Genomic DNA, 17656 nt, shown 5'->3' with positions numbered 1-17656 from the left:
ATGTAAATTATTGTTTATTTGGGATAAAGTAATTTGTGGCTGGCTGTTAGTTATGGGTTTGTTGTCTCTCGTCTTTAGTCTCTCGCCTTACGCATTTGTCGTCTTTCCTCAAAAAAATTTGTTATATTCACGCACACATATTCATGAGGACTATATGAAAAAGGCTTTGCTTGCGTTTTTTTCTTTCTGTACCCTCTTTTTTACAGGGTGCAATTCCATCGGAGACAAGGATACTCTCGTAGCCAGGGTGAATGGTGAACCTATTTTCAAGGAAGACTACGCCTTTATGATGCGTGTGGGGAACATCGTTCCCAATACCGAAGCAATGAGAAAGGCTTCGGGTTCCCTTTTCAGCCGCAAGGCCCTCTATACAGTTGCTCTTCAGAAGAATCCTGAGTTCAAGGATCAGCTTGCTGCCCATAGTGCTGCTATGGAAAACTACCTGCTCACTTTTACATACCAGCGCCTCTATGCGATGGATCGCTTGATGTATAGCGACGACGAACTCGCTTTCTTCTACGACAAGCATCGTGACCAATTCCCGGATTCTCTTTCCTACATGAATCTTCGTGATAAAATCGCTGATGCAAAGTACATTGAATCGAACATGGACTCCTTGAAGGCTTATGCCTATCAGCATAGAAACTTGGCCGATTCTTCGAGTGAAGTCAAGATTACAGATGAAATCAAGGAACGTTTCGTCTCGGACTATCGCCAACGGATTGTGCGCGAAATGGGTCCGGCTCTCATGAAAAAGTACAATATCCAGGAAGTCGCTATCGAAATGCCGACGGTGGAAAACTATTATGCAAAGCATAAGGATTTGTACATGACTCCGTATTCCTATGTTGTGTACCATGTGGAATCTTCGGACTCTGCCGCTTTGGCCAAACGCTTTAATGGCAAAAACGTGGACCTCAAGAAGTTCATGAAAATTGCATCCAAATACAGTGAAAACAAGGAAACAAAGAAGGCAAAGGGCTTTGTCGGCAAGGTTGCTTACGGCCATGCTCTTCCGTATGGAATCGGCTTTGTTCAGAGAATGTTCTTTGAACTCGACAGCTTGACGGATGGCTCTGTATCCTCGGTTATCCGTTCGGAATCGACAAATCGTTTCCATGTTTTCTATCGCGTTTCGGCTGTTCCTATGGAACCCAAACCGCTTGATCGAGTTCGTAGAGCCATCGAACATGAACTTGCAACGACCGCAAACTACGAATTGGATTCGTCCTATGTCCTCGTCACAAAGAATGGCGAACCTGCAATCCGCGAAAAGGATGTCCTTGCAACATATGAAGATAATCCGTCGATGCTCCGTTCTCGTAGAGCCCATGACCAGATTGTGAAGGCTCTTGCGCTTCAGCTTGCTTTTGCCTCGGAAGCTCGTGAAGTCGGACTGGACCGCTCATGGGAGTACAGGGCTTTGCGCCGTCAGAGCGATGTCGATTACGTTATCAGCCTTTATAGGAAAAAAGTGCTTACTAATATTGCCGTTCCTGAAGATTCCCTCAAGGCTCTTTATGCGCGTATGGGCAATCCGGCACACCCGAACATGGAGTACGAAGAATCCCGTCCGGAGCTGAGCGACTGGTTTGTCATTCCGGAAAACCTCATGAAGAGAACGTACTACTATGCCGAAGACGATTTCTTGCCGGAAACTTATGAACAGGCTAAGAAGCGTGTCTTCGAATCTGCTTATCTGGTATTCCGTTCTGGCCGTTGGGATAAGGAAGTCGTTTCTTCTTGGGGTACGGCTAAGGTCGATCTCTTTGCAGACAACATTACGCTCTTGCCGCAGGAATCTTCTCCGGAACTTGCCATGAGAGCTGCTGATTCCCTTTACACGCAGGCTAAGAGCGTTGAAAAGGCTTACCTTGCATGGAACGGCATCCGTGAACGCTATGTGGAAATTGACTCTGTGGCAAAGAAGGCTACGTTTGAACTTGCCCATGTCTATAGTGACAAGGAAGAATTCGACAAGGCCCAGCGCGAATACAGGGCTTTCTACCGCACGTGGCCGGATTCCCCGGATGCCGAAAAGGCCATGTTCAGCCGCGGCTTCATCCTGAACGAAAACCTGCACAAGGATGATGAAGCTCTCCAGGTCTTTGAAGAATTCAAGAAGCGCTATCCGAAGAGCGAACTCAACGAATCTGTCGATTGGCTTGTCCAGAACATCAAGAGCAACGGCAAACTCGCCGATGATTTGATGAAAAAAATCGAAGCAGAAGAGTAAAAAATCTATATTTCTCACATCTTTAACTAAAAGGTACTACTATGGAAATGACATTTGCAATGATCAAGCCGAACGCAGTCAAGTCTGGCTTGGTTGGTCGTATTATCGATCGCTACATCAGTGCCGGTCTCTCTGTCTGCGCCGTCAAGATGCACCAGATGACCTCCGAAGATGCTCGCGGTTTCTACGCTGAACACGTCGAAAAGCCGTTCTTCCCGGAACTCGAAGCCTACATGACCAAAGGCCCGTCCGTGATGCTTGCTCTCGGTGGCGAAAACGCAATTGCAAAGGTCCGCGCTATTAACGGTGCTACCAATCCTGCCAAGGCGGAACCGGGTACCCTCCGCTACGATTTTGCTCCTTCCATGACCGAAAACGTCGTTCACAGCTCCGATAGTCCGGCTTCTGCAGAACGCGAACTCGACTTCTGGTTCAAGAAGGAAGAACGCTACGCTTACGAAATGCCTTCTCTCAAGGCCTGCTGCGTCCTCTAATTTTTAACAATAAAACAATCCTTCTAAGGAGTAGACTCAAATGCAATGGATCATCAAGTATCTTACCTCGTCCATTGGTAAGAAGCAGATCATGGGATGCACAGGCGCCTTCTTGGCTCTGTTCATCTTTGGCCACATGTGTGGCAACTTCCAGCTCTTGAACTTCGACCAGGCTGCGGCACAGGCGTCCTACAACGCTTATACCGAATTCCTGACCGGATTCAACCCGCTCCACTTCCCGGTGAAGATGATTTACCTCGTCGAACTGGTACTCGTGGCTGCCTTCGCCATTCACATCTTCCTTGCTATCAAGTTGAAGATTGAAAACAAGAAGGCTCGTGGCGGAATCGAATACGAAGTCAACGCACGCAAGGGCAAGAAGACTTTCGCAACCTTCACCATGATCTGGTCTGGTCTCTTCATTCTCGGCTTCCTCATCCAGCACCTCATGATGCTCAAGTTCGGTGAACACTACCTCTACATGAACGACAAGGGCGAAATCATCCGCGACATGTGGCTCACCACGATCCAGATGTTTGCAAACCCGGGCTGGGCTGCATTCTATGTTGTTAGCATGTTCGTGATCGGTATGCACCTCTTCCACGCCATCTCCTCTGCATTCCAGACGATGGGTATCGCTCACCAGAAGTGGACTCCGATTATCGATATCGCCGGTATCGTTTATAGCGTCGTCGTAGCTCTTGGCTTCGGCATCACCGCTGTTGCCTCTTACTACCTCGCTAACCAGCCTGAAACCCAGGCTCTTATCGAAAAGTCCCGTAGCCTCCAGCAGCAGTACGAACAGCAGAAGGCAAATGCCAACAAGGCTGTTTTCGTTATTCCTTCTGTTGGCGAAGTACAAGTTTCTTTCAATATTGAAAAGTAAGGAGCCCACTAATGATTCTTGATTCTAAAATCCCCGGTGGTTCCATCGAAGAAAAGTGGACCAAGCACAAGTTCGAACTCAAGCTCGTGAACCCGGCCAACAAGCGTAAGTTCACAGTGATCGTCGTGGGTACTGGCCTTGCAGGTGCATCTGCTGCCGCTTCCCTCGGTGAACTTGGTTACAATGTCAAGTCTTTCTGCATCCAGGATAGCCCGCGCCGTGCCCATTCCATTGCTGCACAGGGCGGTATCAACGCTGCAAAGAACTACAAGAACGATGGCGACTCCGTTTATCGTTTGTTCTACGATACTGTTAAGGGTGGTGACTTCCGCGCTCGCGAAGCCAACGTTCACCGCTTGGCAGAAAACTCCAACTTGATCATCGACCAGTGCGTCGCTCAGGGCGTTCCGTTCGGTCGTGAATACGGTGGCCTTTTGGACAACCGCTCTTTCGGTGGTACGCAGGTTTCCCGTACGTTCTATGCTCGTGGCCAGACGGGTCAGCAGCTCTTGCTCGGTGCTTACCAGGCTCTCATGCGCCAGGTTGCTGCCGGTAAGGTGAAGATGTTCCCGCGTCGCGAAATGATGGACCTCGTCGTGATCGACGGCAAGGCTCGCGGTATCATCGTCCGTAACCTCATCACTGGCGAACTCGAAAGCCACGTTGCAGACGCTGTGTGCCTTTGCACTGGTGGCTACGGTAACGTTTACTACCTCTCCACGAACGCTCAGGGTTCCAACGTCACGGCTGCATTCCGTGCTTACAAGCGCGGCGCTCTCTTTGCAAACCCGTGCTACACGCAGATCCACCCGACCTGCATTCCGCGCCATGGCGACCTTCAGTCCAAGCTCACCTTGATGAGTGAATCTCTCCGTAACGATGGCCGTATTTGGGTTCCGCGCAAGGCTGGCGATACCCGTTCTCCGGACCAGATCCCGGAAGAAGAACGTTACTACTACCTCGAAGAAAAGTACCCGAGCTTCGGTAACCTCGTTCCGCGTGACGTGGCATCCCGTAACGCCAAGCAGGTTTGCGACGCAGGTCTCGGCGTGGGTAACACCAAGCAGGCTGTGTACCTCGACTTCGCCGATGCTATCCAGCGTATGGGCGTTGCAGGCGTCTCTGCCAAGTACGGCAACCTCTTCCAGATGTATGAAAAGATCACAGACGAAGACCCGTACAAGGTCCCGATGCGCATCTTCCCGGCTATCCACTACACCATGGGTGGTCTCTGGGTTGACTATGATTTGATGTCCACCATCCCGGGCTGCTTCGTTCTCGGTGAAGCAAACTTCTCCGACCACGGTGCAAACCGCCTCGGTGCATCTGCTCTTATGCAGGGCCTCTCCGACGGTTACTTCGTGATTCCGTTCACCATCGGAGGCTACTTCGCAGGTACCAAGCTCGAAAAGGTTTCCGAATCTGATCCTGCTTTCACTGACTGCAAGAAGCAGACCGAAGAACGCATCCACAAGCTCCTCTCCATCAAGGGTCACCGCACTGTTAACGATATCCATCGTGAACTCGGTAACATCATGTGGGAATACGTTGGCATGGCTCGTAACGAAGCCGGCCTCAAGACGGCTCTCGAAAAGATTCCGGCACTCCGTCAGGAATTCTGGGAAAACGTCAACGTGCTCGGCTCCGAAGGTTCCTTCAACCAGAACCTCGAACGTGCTGGCCGCGTTGCTGACTTCCTCGAATTCGCCGAAGTCCTCACTCTCGACGCTCTCCATCGTAAAGAATCTTGCGGTGGCCACTTCCGTGAAGAAAGCCAGACTCCGGAAGGCGAAGCAAAGCGCGATGACGAAAACTTCTGCTACGTCGGTGCTTGGGAATACAAGGGCGACGGTATCGCACCGGAACTCTCCAAGGAACCTCTTACCTTTGATAACGTCCACCTTGCTACTAGGAGCTACAAATAATGAGCGGACTGAATTTGACTTTGAAGATTTGGCGTCAGAAGGATGCCAAGACCAAGGGACAGTTCGAAACTGTCAAGATCAACGATGTTTCTCCGGACATGTCCTTCTTGGAAATGCTCGACATTGTGAACGAAGAACAGATGAAGCAGGGCAAGGAAGGCTTCGCTTTCGACCACGACTGCCGCGAAGGTATTTGTGGCATGTGCTCTCTCGTCATCAACGGTATGCCGCACGGTCCTGACCATGCAACGACTACCTGCCAGCTTCACATGCGCAAGTTCAAGGATGGCGACACCATCGTGATCGAACCGTGGCGCGCTGCCGCATTCCCGGTTATCCGTGACTGCGCTGTTGACCGTACCGCATTCGACCGCATCATCCAGGCTGGCGGCTTTGTTTCCGTCAACACCGGTGCTGCTCCTGAAGCATCTACGATTCCGGTTCCGAAGGCTGATGCCGACCGCGCATTCGACGCTGCCGCTTGCATTGGTTGCGGTGCTTGCGTCGCTGCATGTAAGAACGCATCTGCTATGCTCTTCGTCTCTGCTAAGGTTTCTCACCTCAGCTTCTTGCCGCAGGGCAAGGTCGAAGCAAAGAAGCGCGTTTTGGCCATGGTCGCTCAGATGGACAAGGAAGGCTTCGGCAACTGCACGAACCTTTACGAATGCCAGGCCGCATGCCCGAAGGGTATCACCGTCGATTACATCGCCAAGATGAACCGCGAATACCTCGGCGCCACCGTGACCTACGCCGAAAAGGTGTACGGCAAAGACTAGTTTTCTGTATTGTCATGCCCGCCTCCGAGCGGGCATCGCCCTAAACGCAAAAAGGACCGCAGCGATGCGGCCCTTTTTGTATGTAATGTGATTAATCGCTGATTTAATCGATTAATCACTTTTTCGAAGATGTCGAAATGCCGTTTTTCGCATAAAAACGGTAATTTTTCATATGGCATGAATTTTGCATACGTAATTGTGTAATCCTATGGGGATTTGCATAAAGAATGGAAAAAATTTATATTACAAGGGGATTTTGCTGTATGAGGGCATTTATGTCTACTCCCGCAACAAAGAAGTTTACGTATAGCCAGATAATGTCGTTGGCTTTGCAGCTATCTGATGCAGAGCGTGCTCAACTATGTCGTGATTTAACTCTTGCAGACCGTGCTGAAAGCTTTGGTCGCTTGAGTGATTTAGTTGCGCCTTGTGATTTGACTGATGATGAAATTCGCGAGGAATGTGAATCTGTTCGTCAGGAAATGTACGAGGCGCGCCTTGCAAAAAAGTAAGAAACCACAAAGAATTGTCGTTGATACTAATTTATGGATAAGTTTCCTTATTGGTCGCCGATTAGGGGCTTTGCTTGAATTGTTCAGAAATATTGAATATGATTTTGTATCGACGCAAATAATGAGAGACGAAATTCATAATGTTGCATTACGTCCAAAATTTCGAAAGTATTTTTCGGAGGATGCTGTTAGAGCATTGGATAATTGGCTTGTTTTGCATACTTTGAATTTCGATTTGGATGATATTCCTCAAAGATGTCGCGATCCTAAAGATGATTATTTGTTAGAGCTTGCTATCAAGTCTAAGGCTATTTATTTAGTTTCGGGCGACGATGATTTACTTGATATAGGTGAAATTGAAGGCTGTCGTATAATGACGTTTTCCCGATTTTTGCAGGAAGTAGGCTTGTTCTAATGCATAAAATACTTTTTCGTCCAAATCTTTCGGGCAAAACATCAAAAAAGGACCGCAGTGATGCGGCCCTTTTTGTATGTTTGCAATTATAAATTATCTTATTTGAATCTTGTATTTTTGCGTATTATTGCCGGAAACAACATTCAATATATAGACGCCCCGATTCAAATTATCAAGCGGAATGTAATGATTGGTTGCGGCGTCTCCTTCATATATTCCTTTGAGTATTCCGCGAACATCAGAAATGAGAACCTTAAGTTCAGATGCTATTGGACTTTTTACCAATAAACTGTTGCGATCTTTGATGAAGTGGAACTTGAGGCGAGAGAATGTGCCGATGTGTAGCGTCTGTTTGGGCTTATAAATTGCTGCTGTTGCACTGGTGTCATTTGGTAATTGACAATAATTATCGATGTCTTGGTTGAATACAGAAGCGTGTTTATAAGGTCCTATGGCACAGAGGTTAAAACGGTAGCGGCCGGGATCTGCCTGGATTTTGAAATTGATGTAAACAAGTTGCTTTGCCGCTTGTTCTCCATTAATTTTTACTTCGCCTGTGTACCAGGAGGGTTGTTCGAATTCAGACCACGGAATGCATTGCGTTTTTGCCACATTTGGGGCTTCATCTAGAATTTTTGCAGGAATAGCATTGCTTAGGGTTGCTTCAACATTTTGGCTGAGACCAAGTTCAAGAATCGGTGCAACTTCGGATTTGTATATAATGCAGATGCCTCCCCAGTCAGAGGCGTCTGCGGCGATTGGGGTATCATCTGTTTTAGAGGTTTCTCCTGCGACATTGATATATGCTGATATGAATGGGGTTGCTGTAGAAGTTCCCTGATCAAGTACGGCTGTGCCGCAAACACCATTGCAAAATTCAAGAAGGGGTTCAATCGCAAAATCCCAGTATTCATTGCCGAGCTCGGTTGGCAATAGGGTCCTTGATAAGCCGTTTTGCTGATGATCGTCGGAAAAAAGCCAGTAACCAGCGGTTTCTGTACCTCCATCAAGATTGGTATAGACGTATGGGACGATTTCATACCCAAACCAGTCGTCAAACGAAAATGAAGCCGTTGCTGCTAAAAGTACAATTGATGATAAGAATTTGTTCATAGTATTAATGTAAAAAATAGCGAGGGGAAAAGTATTGAAAAACTCGTAATTGTCCAAAATTCTCGGGAAAAGGTCAATTTTTCGGAAAATCCCCAAAAGAAATTGTAGCCTGACGGCATTTGCGGCGCCTTATAACCACTCTCTTTCCTATATTTCCTTCAGAAATTAAAAAAGGAATCAAAGATGAAAAAGATTTTTGCGATGCTTGCGGCTGTTGCTTGTGCCGCAGTTCTCTCTGCCTGTAACGAACAAAAGGCCGAAGCGAAGGTTGCTGCCGATGAATCCTTCAACAAGGTCAAGGCGGCTGGCGTGTTCGTGCTCGGCCTCGACGATTCTTTCCCGCCGATGGGCTTCCGCGACAAGGACAACAACATCGTGGGCTTTGATATTGACCTCGCGACAGAAGTTTGCGCTCGCTTGGGCATCAAGCTCAAGACGCAGCCGATTTCGTGGGACGCTAAGGAACAGGAACTGAACACCGGCAAGATTGACTGCATCTGGAACGGCATGAGCGTGGACAGCGCCCGCGCAAAGGCAATGAACCTGAGCGACCCGTATCTCAAGAACCGCATGATTTTCACGGTGAAGGATAAGGCTCTTGCAAATCTCGCTGCCCTCGCCGGCAAGAAGATTGCCGTGCAGAACGGTTCTACCGCCCAGAAGCTTTTGGATGCATCCGAAGCGGGCAAGGCTGCTAAGGAAATCGTCCCGTTTGACGACAACCAGACGGCGCTCATGGATTTGGACAAGGGTGGTGTCGATGCCGTGTTCCTCGACGAAATCGTTGCCAAGTACTGGATTGTGACGAACGCGAAGGACTACACGGTGCTCGAGGAAGGCCTTTCCGACGAAGTCTACGCTGTGGGCTTCCGCAAGAAGGACCAGGCTCTCCGCGATTCCGTGAACAACGTCCTTGCTGCAATGAAGGCTGACGGCAAGTTCGCCGCAATCTCCTCCAAGTGGTTCGGCAAGTAATGGTCGGCGCGCAATCTCATGTCTGATTTGAATTCCCTACTCCCGATTCTCTGGGGCGGCTTCTGCACGACGCTCGCGATTTTCGCGCTGACGCTCCTGTTCTCGATTCCGCTCGGCTTGCTTGTGGCGGTTCTCAAGATGAGCCGCTACCGCATTGTGCGTTACCCGGTATCGTTCTACATCTCGGTGATGCGCGGTACTCCGCTGCTCCTCCAGATTGTGGCGATTTATTTTGGCTCGTACTATTTAAGCGAATACACGGGAGTGGAGTTCTCGTTTGACCGTTTTCCGGCGGTGATTGTTGCGTTCTCGATTAACTATGCTGCATACTTTGCTGAAATCTTTCGCGGTGGCATCCAGTCGATTCCGAAGGGCCAGTACGAGGCTGCAGCAATGCTCGGCCTTACGCGCGGTCAAACTTTTTATCGCATCATTCTTCCGCAGGTGGTCAAGCGCGTTGTGCCTGCAAGTGCAAACGAAGTCATCACGCTTGTGAAGGATACTTCCTTGGCGCAGGTGATTGCCGTGACGGAACTTTTCGCACTCGCCAAAAAGCAGCAGGCCGCTTACGCGAGCATTTATCCGTTGTTTGTTGCGGGTGTATTCTATTACATTGCAAATCTTCTTTTGAGTGTGTTGTTCGCTTACGTTGAACGTAAGTTGAACTATTATAAGTGAGGCGTGTCATGGATTCTCAAGTTCAGTCTGTTATTATCAATGACGCACCTCTAGATTCTTCTCCGATTCTCGAAGTCAAGCATTTAAAGAAGTCGTTTGGCGACTTGCATGTGCTCAAGGACATCTCGTTTGACCTCAATGCGGGCGAGGTGCTTTCGATTATCGGGCCTTCTGGTTCCGGTAAGAGCACACTCCTCCGTTGCCTCACGCAGCTTGAAACGTTCGAGGCGGGCGAGGTGCGTGTCGATGGCAAGGACATGGTTGTTCCCGGTTCTTGCATTGGTGGTAAAATCAAGTACGCTCCCGCAAAGACTCTCCGCGACATTCGCCTTTCTACAGGGCTTGTGTTCCAGAACTTTAACTTGTTCCCGCACTTGACCGTACTCCAGAACTTGACGCTTGCGCCGATTCGCGTGCTTCACGATTCCCGTGAAGATGCCCGTGCGCTGGCTCGATTCTTGCTCAAGCAGATGGGCCTCGAAGGTAAAGAAAAATCTTACCCGTGCGAGCTTTCGGGTGGTCAGCAACAGCGTGTGTCCATTGCGCGTGCGCTTGCTTTAAAACCAAGGATTCTCTTCTTTGATGAGCCAACGAGCGCATTGGACCCAGAACTCACGGGCGAAGTCCTCAAGATTATCAAGAAACTTGCTGAAGACCGCATGACGATGGTCATCGTGACGCATGAAATGGCGTTTGCTCGTGATGTGGCGAACAAGGTCATGTTCATGGACCAGGGCGTTGTCGTGGAACAGGGAACTCCGGACTTTGTGTTCAGCCAGTCTCAGAACAAGCGCTTGAGCTCGTTCCTCGAAAGATTTTCAAGAACATAATACATCCAAATTTGCTGTTTATTCCCAAATTTTGGCGTGTTGTAGATTTTTAAAACATTTTTGGTATTTTTTTGTAAAAAGTTCTAGAAATGTTGTCTACTATTTTTGTATTTTATCCTTCATCTAACAAATTTTGAATTTTTAAATAACATTTGTGTTATTTGAAGGAGATTAAATGAAAAAGCTCTTTATTGCATCCGCTATCGCTATGATGTGCCTTAGCGCAAACGCTTTTGCCGAAGACGATGGCTATGGTAACGATATCCCGGCAGCAAGGTCCGAAGGAACCGTCGATGACGGTTACGGCAATAAGCTCCCGTCGAACGAACCTGAATACAAGAGCTTCGAAGAGGCCCGCTCTTCGTCTTATGGTAGCCCAAGTAAGGGCTCTAAAAAAAATGATAACCAGCGTACGCGTTTTGGTCTCCACCTTGGCATTGGTTTTGCCTCTTTGGCCAATTATCCGACCGATAAGGATTTCGTCAGACAGTATGGCGAAAATGAATGGCTCGGTGTTTCTGGCGATATCGGTTTGATCGTCAAGTTCCCATTGAATCCGATTCTTTCATTTGTTCCTGAATTGAACTTTGGAATGACCTACCTTTCCGAAGAAATTAAGGGCGCTGACGGCTACGACGAATATTGGCATGAATACAAGGTGAATGATGCTAAGACACTTTACAATGTCAATATTCCGCTTATGTTGCGCTTGCAAGTTCCGTATGTGTATGTCGAAGGCGGTGTTCGTCTTAATCTCAATTTGGATACGAGCCATGAATACGAATATACGGACGAGGATGGCACTCCTTTTCAGTACTACGACTATAAAGACGGTGAAATTAAAACCGTTAAGCGTGATGCCGAAGATGAATGGAAAGTCAAGACGTTTATCCCGTCCATTGTTGCCGGCCTTGGTACAACATTCCTTGCCAGCGGTTTGCAATGTGATCTTGGTCTCCGCTTTATTTGGGACCTTAGGGGAATTGAAGAAAATGACAAGGAAATCTACGCTTTTGAAGATAAAAAATTGCGCATAGCAAGGGTTGTCGAAAACGAATCAAGTTTGTTCGCTATTCAGCTAGTCCTCAACGTTTTCTTCTAATGTTTAGATGGCGGGTTAATCCCCGCCAATTTTTTTTTCAAAAAAATAGTAGTCGAAATTCTGAAAAAAGCGTGTTTATATAGTAGAAACCTATCTTAAGGAGATACTATATGAACCATAACCCTGTTGCTGTTTTTCCGAAGCCTGAATTTAACATGATGCCACGGGAAAAACTGGAGTGCTCAGGTGTCAGTGCCTTGAGTAACGAAGAGTTGCTTGCGATTATTTTGGGGAGCGGTAGCCACGAGTGCAGTGTTTTTGAGCTTTCTAGGCGACTTTCGGAGTTTTTGGCGCTGGAAACGTCAGTCCCGTCGCTTGCTCGTCTTAAGAGCATTCGTGGACTTGGAAAAGTCAAAGCCGCACAGATTTTAGCTTGTTTGGAGCTCTCGGGACGCTTTATTTTAAGCGACAAGGCGATACCTGTTTCTGTCCCCGAAGATGTGCTTTCTCGCGTTGCGTATATGAAATACGAATCGCAGGAACATCTGGTTGTCATTTCGCTGAATTCTGCAAATTACATCATTCGCGTCCATGAATTGACGACGGGGCTTGTCAATCAAACACCTGTTCACCCGCGTGAAGCTTTTGCTTTGGCTATCGAAGATCGCGCTGTTTCTGTGATTTTTGTCCACAATCACCCCTCTGGATCGCTGGAACCGAGTCCAGAAGACATGTCTATAACGCGAATTTTATGCGCTTCAGGTAAAATTTTGCAAATACCAGTTTTGGACCATATTATCATTGGTAAATCAGGGTTTACAAGTTTGTGCCGAATTTATCCGGAAATCTTCGAAAGTGCGTTTTATAAGTGAATGTTTTGTAAATAAAAATAAATAAAAGCGAAAATAATAAAAAGTATGTATTATTTATCAATCAAAACTAACGTCAAAAAGTGCGGACTTTTTTTTAAAGAGTTATATTTCACATAAACATTACTATAAGTACAACTCTACTCAAGGGTTGGTCAAAACAAGGAGACTCTATGAAACGAGTAGCAATGGGATTGGCCCTAGCTTTGGCGGCATCAACCGCCTTTGCTGGTCATGCCAATACGATAAACAAGACTGGCTTTGCTGGTGTCAATAAGACACAGTCTGCTCAGTCTCTTGGTCATTCCAAGCTTGTGTTTACAGCTTTGGGTGATTTTGCATTCGGTAACGATATGTTCAAGACTGGCGATGCTACACAGCCTTACGCCATGAACAACAGCTTCAACCGCCAGCAGGCTGAGGTTGCTGATTACATCGGTGTCAGCGCTTACGTTGGTCTTGCTATCGGTCTTTTGGACTACTTTGATATCGGTGTGACCATGCCGGTCTACTATGACAAGTTCAAGGGTAAGACCACTTGCCGTGAAAACCCCGATACCCATGCTTTGGAAACGGCTCAAGGTACGCCATGCGATGGCGCAGACCTCTATGGTGCAAATGCAGGTTACATTGGTAACTTGACGGCTAGCATTAAGGCTCGTGCTCCGATTCCGGCAGACGTTCCTATCGACTTCGCCGCATTCTTTAGATATTCTTTCCACACCGCCAAGAACTCCAAGCAGGGTGTCTGGATTCGTGAACCGGAATTCATTATGAAGGACTTGGGCTATGCCTTCCCGTTCGGTTCCGAAAAGTCTGTTATGACTGTTGGTGGCGCTTTGACGTTCGACCTTTCCAAGGTTGATATCATGCCTCTCCTCGTTCACGTGAACGGTGGTTACCGCATGTCCATGGACAAGGCATTCTTGTCCTTCCCGTTCGTGAGCGCTGCTCTTGAATTCTACGTTCTTGACTTCCTCTCGTTCTTCGGTGAATTCTACATGGATCTCCAGACTGATGACTTTGTTTGGAACTATCTCAAATACCAGGACGAATCGGGCAAGCAGAAGCTCGACATGAAGCAGATTACTGGTGCTGCAGTGTTCCACCTTCCGGTGGGCCTCGATCTCCAGATCGGTGCTTCTTTCTACATGGGTAACGACAACTACATCAACTATGTTAACGTTCTTGAAAAAGAAGCTGATGATGGTTCGATCCAGTTCACGACGGCTACGAAGACTCGCGTGAACCCGTCTGTTGCTTTGTTCGGTGGTCTTACTTGGTCTGGCTTCCTCATGCCGCAGGACCGCGATGGAGACGGTGTGGCTGACGGTGATGACCGTTGCCCGGATGACTATGGTCATCGTTTGAACTCTGGCTGCCCGATGGGTAACCCGGATAGCGACGAAGACGGTGTCTGCGACGCTTGGGTTTCTGAAAAGGGTATGCTTGACGAATTCCGCAATGTTTGCGAAGGTATCGACCAGTGCCCGAACGAAAAGGGTAATAGCACCAATGGTTGCCCGACGGATGACCCGGACCCGGATAAGGACGGCGTCTGCGATTCTTGGGTAAGCCAGAAGGGTCAGCTTGACCAGTTCAAGGAAATTTGTGAAGGTATCGACCAGTGCCCGGCTGAAGCTGGTACGCTCGTCAACAACGGTTGCCCGGAAGACAATCCGGATCCGGATGGCGACGGTCTCTGCTCTCCGTGGGTCACCGACAAGAACAAGCTTGACCAGTATGCCGGCGTCTGCAAGGGCTACGACATGTGTCCGGGTGAAGCTGGTGCTGCCGGCAATAAGGGCTGCCCGTGGGATGATCCGGACAGCGATGGCGACGGTATCTGCGACGAATGGGTTGTTCAGAAGAAGCTCGGCTACTACTTCGAAAAGGCCGCTGAAGACGAATCTGTTGCTAAGGAATGGTTCATCTCCAAGACCTGTAAGGGTCTCGACAAGTGCCCGCTCGAACACGGTGTTGCCGCTAACGATGGTTGCCCGCTCCCGGATCCGGACCTTGACAAGGATGGCGTCTGCGATGCTTGGGTCACCGAAAGAAATATGTTCAACCTCTTCGAAGGTGTCTGCGCTGGTATGGATCGCTGCCCGAATGAAGCTGGCGACGATGGCTTCGGCTGCCCGAAGAAGAAGGTAGAAAAGCTCGAAGGTATCTCCTTCAAGAGCGGTTCTGCTACTGTCAACGCTAACGCTAAGAGAATCCTTAAGGGTATCGCTCAGAAGCTCAAGGAAGACGAAGCCTATAAGGACCTCAAGATTGTGATCCAGGGTCATACCGACAACCGCGGTAAGGCTAAGAAGAACCTCAAGCTCTCTGACCGCCGCGCTAAGGCCGTTATGAAGCAGCTCACGAAGTTCGGCGTTGCTAAGAACCGCATCAAGGCTATTGGTCTCGGCTCTACCTGCCCGGTTGACGACAACTCTACGGCAGATGGTCGCGAAATGAACCGTCGTATTGAAATGCACTTCGTCACACCGGAAAATGACGGTATGAAGTGCGAAAGCAACTACGTTGGTGACTAATAACTTTTAGAGTCTCAACCAAAGCCCCGGGCATAAGCCCGGGGCTTTTCTTATAATCGCAACTACGTTGCCATTTTGTCATCCCGGCCGGAGCCTGTGCTGAGCAAAGTCGAAGCATGCCGGGATCGCCTTTATTAATTGCTAAATTATCACATATGACAAAACTTGATGAAATTCTGACCGCAAATAATTTTAGCAATCACGATCTCGTTGAAATGCTCCCTGTGAACTTGAACCACAAGATGGTGCAGAAGGCGCGCCTCGGCAAGAAGCCCGTGCCCAAGCACACGCAAGACTTGATTTTGCAGGCTTTGAACAAACTCTTGTTGCAAACCGCTGCTGAAGTGGAAGGTAAGGTCGCTAAGCAGTACAAACGCGTGGACGTGTTCGGAAGCGACGAAGTCGCCTCGGCTTAAGAAAATGTATTGATGTCATTCTGAGGACGAAGTCGCTTCGGTTTGAGAAAACGTAATGACGTCATTCTGAGGACGAAGTCCGAAGAATCCAGTCAATTTTTATATAATTACAATATGCAGCAATACTTAGATCTTCTTAAAGATATTATCGATAACGGTGTGGACCGTTCCGACCGCACTGGCACCGGCACTCGCTCTGTGTTTGGCCGCCAGACTCGCTTTGACCTTTCCAAGGGCTTCCCGTGCCTTACGACCAAGAAACTCCACTTGCGCAGTATCATTCACGAACTGCTGTGGTTCTTGAAGGGCGATACGAATATCAAGTACTTGCACGATAACAAGGTTACGATTTGGGACGAATGGGCCGATGAAAATGGCGACTTGGGTCCGGTTTACGGTCACCAGTGGCGCTCCTGGCCGACACCTGATGGTGAACATATCGACCAGATTGCGAACTTGATCAATAGCCTCAAGAATAATCCGGATTCTCGCCGTCATTTGGTTTGCGCTTGGAACGTTGCCGAAGTTGACAAGATGGCTTTGCCGCCGTGCCATTGCCTTTTCCAGTTTTATGTGGGCGGTGTAGGCGCTAGTGGCAAGCGCAAGCTTAGCTGCCAGCTCTATCAGCGCAGTGCCGACATGTTCCTTGGCGTGCCGTTTAACATTGCGTCTTATTCGCTCTTGACGATGATGCTTGCTCAGGTCTGCGGTTACGAAGCGGGCGAGTTTGTCCATACTTTTGGCGACTTGCATTTGTACAGCAACCACTTTGACCAGGCTCGTGAACAGCTCTCGCGTACGCCGCGTGCACTCCCGACGATGAAGATGAATCCTGATGTCAAGGACTTGTTCGATTTCAAGTTCGAAGATTTTGAACTTGTAAATTACGATCCGTGGCCGACTATCAAGGCTCCGATTGCGGTTTAATGAACGCTTCTATCGACTTCATTGGCGATATTCATGGGCACTACGATGAACTCGTGGTGCTCCTTAAAAAGCTAGGCTACGAAGAACGCGGCGGTGCTTTCCGTTATCCGGGCGATGAACGTACGGTTGTATTTTTAGGCGATTACATTGACCGCGGGAGTCAAGTGCGCGAGACGGTGAATCTCGTGCGCGCCATGCGCGATGCAGGTTCTGCTGTGGCGCTGATGGGCAATCACGAGTTCAATGCGCTTAGCTTTTGGCACGAGAATGGAGCCGGTGGGCGACCTTTAAAAGCGATTCACGGCGGTTATTTGCGTGAGCATACTTTTAACAAAGTAGCGATTCACGTGAAGACGGTCGAGAGCTATCGTGGGCGCAAGGCGGAATTTCAGGAAATGCTGGATTTCCTCAAGACGCTCCCGTTTTACTTGGAAACGGATTTGTTCCGTGCGCAGCACGCCTGCTTTGACTTGAAATGCGCCGAGTTGCTTAAAGCCGAAAACATCCATTCTTTTATGGATGGCGATTTCGATGAGTTGATTGCTCGTGCGAATGACAAGGATGATGAATACGATGATTCGCTGTACTGGCCGATAAGTTTGTTCTTAAAGGGACCGGAATTGGATTTGCCGGAGGGCGTGACGTTCCGCGATGCAGAAGGCGTACTTCGCAAGCGCACTCGTATTCGCTGGTGGATTTGCCCGAAGAACAAGAATTTGCAGGAACTCAGTTTCCAGCCGGGCGTGGAATTGCCTCCGCGTGAAGTTCCGCTTGAAATCCAGACTCGCGATTTTTATGGCGAAAATGAACGCCCTGTTTTCTTTGGACATTATTGGTTGACGGGATTGCCTGAACTTATTCGTGATAACGTTTGCTGCCTGGATTACAGCGTTGCAGGCTACCGCGGTGACGGGCGCCTTGTTGCTTACCGTTTTGATGGTGAACAGAAACTCGATAACCGAAAGTTCGTCTCGGTCGAAGCTGGAACAGCATTATAAAAAGCCCATACCCCATAGCCC

Annotated in this window: 17 protein-coding genes; 16 read left to right on the top strand and 1 reads right to left on the bottom strand. The window is 48.6% G+C overall.

Translation table 11 applies throughout. The annotated features are described in order from the left end of the window. Window positions 1-154 precede the first annotated feature (154 nt). The 7 genes from B7991_RS07705 (at window position 155) to B7991_RS07680 (ending at window position 7244) form a co-directional block, all read left to right on the top strand. Window positions 155-2236, top strand: a complete 2082-nt coding sequence (locus B7991_RS07705) for a peptidyl-prolyl cis-trans isomerase (protein WP_088630303.1) — start codon at window positions 155-157, stop codon at window positions 2234-2236. A 41-nt stretch (window positions 2237-2277) separates the two neighbouring features. Next, complete coding sequence (gene ndk / locus B7991_RS07700; RefSeq protein ID WP_014547101.1) at window positions 2278-2730, top strand: nucleoside-diphosphate kinase; 453 nt, start codon at window positions 2278-2280, stop codon at window positions 2728-2730. A 40-nt stretch (window positions 2731-2770) separates the two neighbouring features. Beyond that, a complete protein-coding gene (locus tag B7991_RS07695; protein ID WP_088630302.1) occupies window positions 2771-3616 on the top strand; it encodes a succinate dehydrogenase cytochrome b subunit in 846 nt (281 codons plus the stop codon). An 11-nt stretch (window positions 3617-3627) separates the two neighbouring features. Then, entirely contained in the window at window positions 3628-5541 is a 1914-nt protein-coding gene (locus B7991_RS07690; RefSeq protein WP_085490711.1) for a fumarate reductase/succinate dehydrogenase flavoprotein subunit, read from the top strand. Further along, complete coding sequence (locus tag B7991_RS07685; protein WP_014547104.1) at window positions 5541-6317, top strand: succinate dehydrogenase/fumarate reductase iron-sulfur subunit; 777 nt, start codon at window positions 5541-5543, stop codon at window positions 6315-6317. Before B7991_RS07690 ends, B7991_RS07685 begins: the two co-directional genes overlap by 1 nt. 275 nt (window positions 6318-6592) lie before the next feature. Further along, window positions 6593-6829 (top strand): hypothetical protein, encoded by a 237-nt coding sequence (locus B7991_RS14835; RefSeq protein WP_159462254.1) that lies wholly within the window; start codon window positions 6593-6595, stop codon window positions 6827-6829. Beyond that, a complete protein-coding gene (locus B7991_RS07680; protein ID WP_176421780.1) occupies window positions 6816-7244 on the top strand; it encodes a putative toxin-antitoxin system toxin component, PIN family in 429 nt (142 codons plus the stop codon). The genes B7991_RS14835 and B7991_RS07680 overlap by 14 nt, the downstream gene beginning before the upstream one ends. 93 nt (window positions 7245-7337) lie before the next feature. Here B7991_RS07680 and B7991_RS07675 read toward each other — a convergent pair whose 3' ends face one another. Continuing rightward, a complete protein-coding gene (locus B7991_RS07675) occupies window positions 7338-8357 on the bottom strand; it encodes a T9SS type A sorting domain-containing protein (protein ID WP_141099851.1) in 1020 nt (339 codons plus the stop codon). Between the two features lie 183 nt (window positions 8358-8540). Here B7991_RS07675 and B7991_RS07670 point away from each other — a divergent pair, with 183 nt between their 5' ends. The 9 genes from B7991_RS07670 (at window position 8541) to B7991_RS07630 (ending at window position 17635) form a co-directional block, all read left to right on the top strand. Continuing rightward, a complete protein-coding gene (locus B7991_RS07670) occupies window positions 8541-9332 on the top strand; it encodes an amino acid ABC transporter substrate-binding protein (RefSeq protein ID WP_088630299.1) in 792 nt (263 codons plus the stop codon). Window positions 9333-9350: 18 nt separating this feature from the next. Next, window positions 9351-10010, top strand: coding sequence for an amino acid ABC transporter permease (locus B7991_RS07665; protein ID WP_014547112.1), 660 nt, complete (start codon window positions 9351-9353; stop codon window positions 10008-10010). A gap of 8 nt (window positions 10011-10018) precedes the next feature. After that, on the top strand, window positions 10019-10840 hold the full coding sequence (locus tag B7991_RS07660) for an amino acid ABC transporter ATP-binding protein (protein ID WP_088630298.1): 822 nt from the start codon (window positions 10019-10021) through the stop codon (window positions 10838-10840). A 175-nt stretch (window positions 10841-11015) separates the two neighbouring features. Then, window positions 11016-11942 (top strand): porin family protein, encoded by a 927-nt coding sequence (locus tag B7991_RS07655; protein WP_088630297.1) that lies wholly within the window; start codon window positions 11016-11018, stop codon window positions 11940-11942. Window positions 11943-12052: 110 nt separating this feature from the next. Beyond that, window positions 12053-12754 carry a DNA repair protein RadC gene (gene radC / locus B7991_RS07650; RefSeq protein ID WP_088630296.1) on the top strand — a complete coding sequence of 234 codons (702 nt, stop codon included), beginning with the start codon at window positions 12053-12055 and terminating at the stop codon, window positions 12752-12754. A gap of 170 nt (window positions 12755-12924) precedes the next feature. After that, on the top strand, window positions 12925-15294 hold the full coding sequence (locus B7991_RS07645; RefSeq protein WP_088630295.1) for an OmpA family protein: 2370 nt from the start codon (window positions 12925-12927) through the stop codon (window positions 15292-15294). Window positions 15295-15449: 155 nt separating this feature from the next. Beyond that, window positions 15450-15710: a hypothetical protein gene (locus tag B7991_RS07640; RefSeq protein WP_254917882.1), complete on the top strand. Its 261-nt coding sequence runs from the start codon at window positions 15450-15452 to the stop codon at window positions 15708-15710. 114 nt (window positions 15711-15824) lie between these two features. Beyond that, window positions 15825-16637 (top strand): thymidylate synthase, encoded by an 813-nt coding sequence (locus B7991_RS07635; RefSeq protein ID WP_088630293.1) that lies wholly within the window; start codon window positions 15825-15827, stop codon window positions 16635-16637. Then, a complete protein-coding gene (locus B7991_RS07630; RefSeq protein WP_088630292.1) occupies window positions 16637-17635 on the top strand; it encodes a metallophosphoesterase in 999 nt (332 codons plus the stop codon). Before B7991_RS07635 ends, B7991_RS07630 begins: the two co-directional genes overlap by 1 nt. Window positions 17636-17656: the final 21 nt, after the last annotated feature.

It is taken from the genome of Fibrobacter sp. UWB3 (genome assembly GCF_002210405.1).
Lineage (GTDB): Bacteria > Fibrobacterota > Fibrobacteria > Fibrobacterales > Fibrobacteraceae > Fibrobacter.
The sequence above is the reverse complement of the archived record's forward strand: the minus strand, read 5'-3'. Positions and strand labels throughout refer to the sequence as shown.

Coding starts and splice junctions, on each gene's coding strand:
- B7991_RS07705 (WP_088630303.1), top strand. CDS start 155: ATGAAAAAGGCTTTGCTTGCGTTTTTTTCTTTCTGTACCCTCTTTTTT.
- ndk (WP_014547101.1), top strand. CDS start 2,278: ATGGAAATGACATTTGCAATGATCAAGCCGAACGCAGTCAAGTCTGGC.
- B7991_RS07695 (WP_088630302.1), top strand. CDS start 2,771: ATGCAATGGATCATCAAGTATCTTACCTCGTCCATTGGTAAGAAGCAG.
- B7991_RS07690 (WP_085490711.1), top strand. CDS start 3,628: ATGATTCTTGATTCTAAAATCCCCGGTGGTTCCATCGAAGAAAAGTGG.
- B7991_RS07685 (WP_014547104.1), top strand. CDS start 5,541: ATGAGCGGACTGAATTTGACTTTGAAGATTTGGCGTCAGAAGGATGCC.
- B7991_RS14835 (WP_159462254.1), top strand. CDS start 6,593: ATGTCTACTCCCGCAACAAAGAAGTTTACGTATAGCCAGATAATGTCG.
- B7991_RS07675 (WP_141099851.1), bottom strand. CDS start 8,357: ATGAACAAATTCTTATCATCAATTGTACTTTTAGCAGCAACGGCTTCA.
- B7991_RS07670 (WP_088630299.1), top strand. CDS start 8,541: ATGAAAAAGATTTTTGCGATGCTTGCGGCTGTTGCTTGTGCCGCAGTT.
- B7991_RS07665 (WP_014547112.1), top strand. CDS start 9,351: ATGTCTGATTTGAATTCCCTACTCCCGATTCTCTGGGGCGGCTTCTGC.
- B7991_RS07660 (WP_088630298.1), top strand. CDS start 10,019: ATGGATTCTCAAGTTCAGTCTGTTATTATCAATGACGCACCTCTAGAT.
- B7991_RS07655 (WP_088630297.1), top strand. CDS start 11,016: ATGAAAAAGCTCTTTATTGCATCCGCTATCGCTATGATGTGCCTTAGC.
- radC (WP_088630296.1), top strand. CDS start 12,053: ATGAACCATAACCCTGTTGCTGTTTTTCCGAAGCCTGAATTTAACATG.
- B7991_RS07645 (WP_088630295.1), top strand. CDS start 12,925: ATGAAACGAGTAGCAATGGGATTGGCCCTAGCTTTGGCGGCATCAACC.
- B7991_RS07640 (WP_254917882.1), top strand. CDS start 15,450: ATGACAAAACTTGATGAAATTCTGACCGCAAATAATTTTAGCAATCAC.
- B7991_RS07635 (WP_088630293.1), top strand. CDS start 15,825: ATGCAGCAATACTTAGATCTTCTTAAAGATATTATCGATAACGGTGTG.
- B7991_RS07630 (WP_088630292.1), top strand. CDS start 16,637: ATGAACGCTTCTATCGACTTCATTGGCGATATTCATGGGCACTACGAT.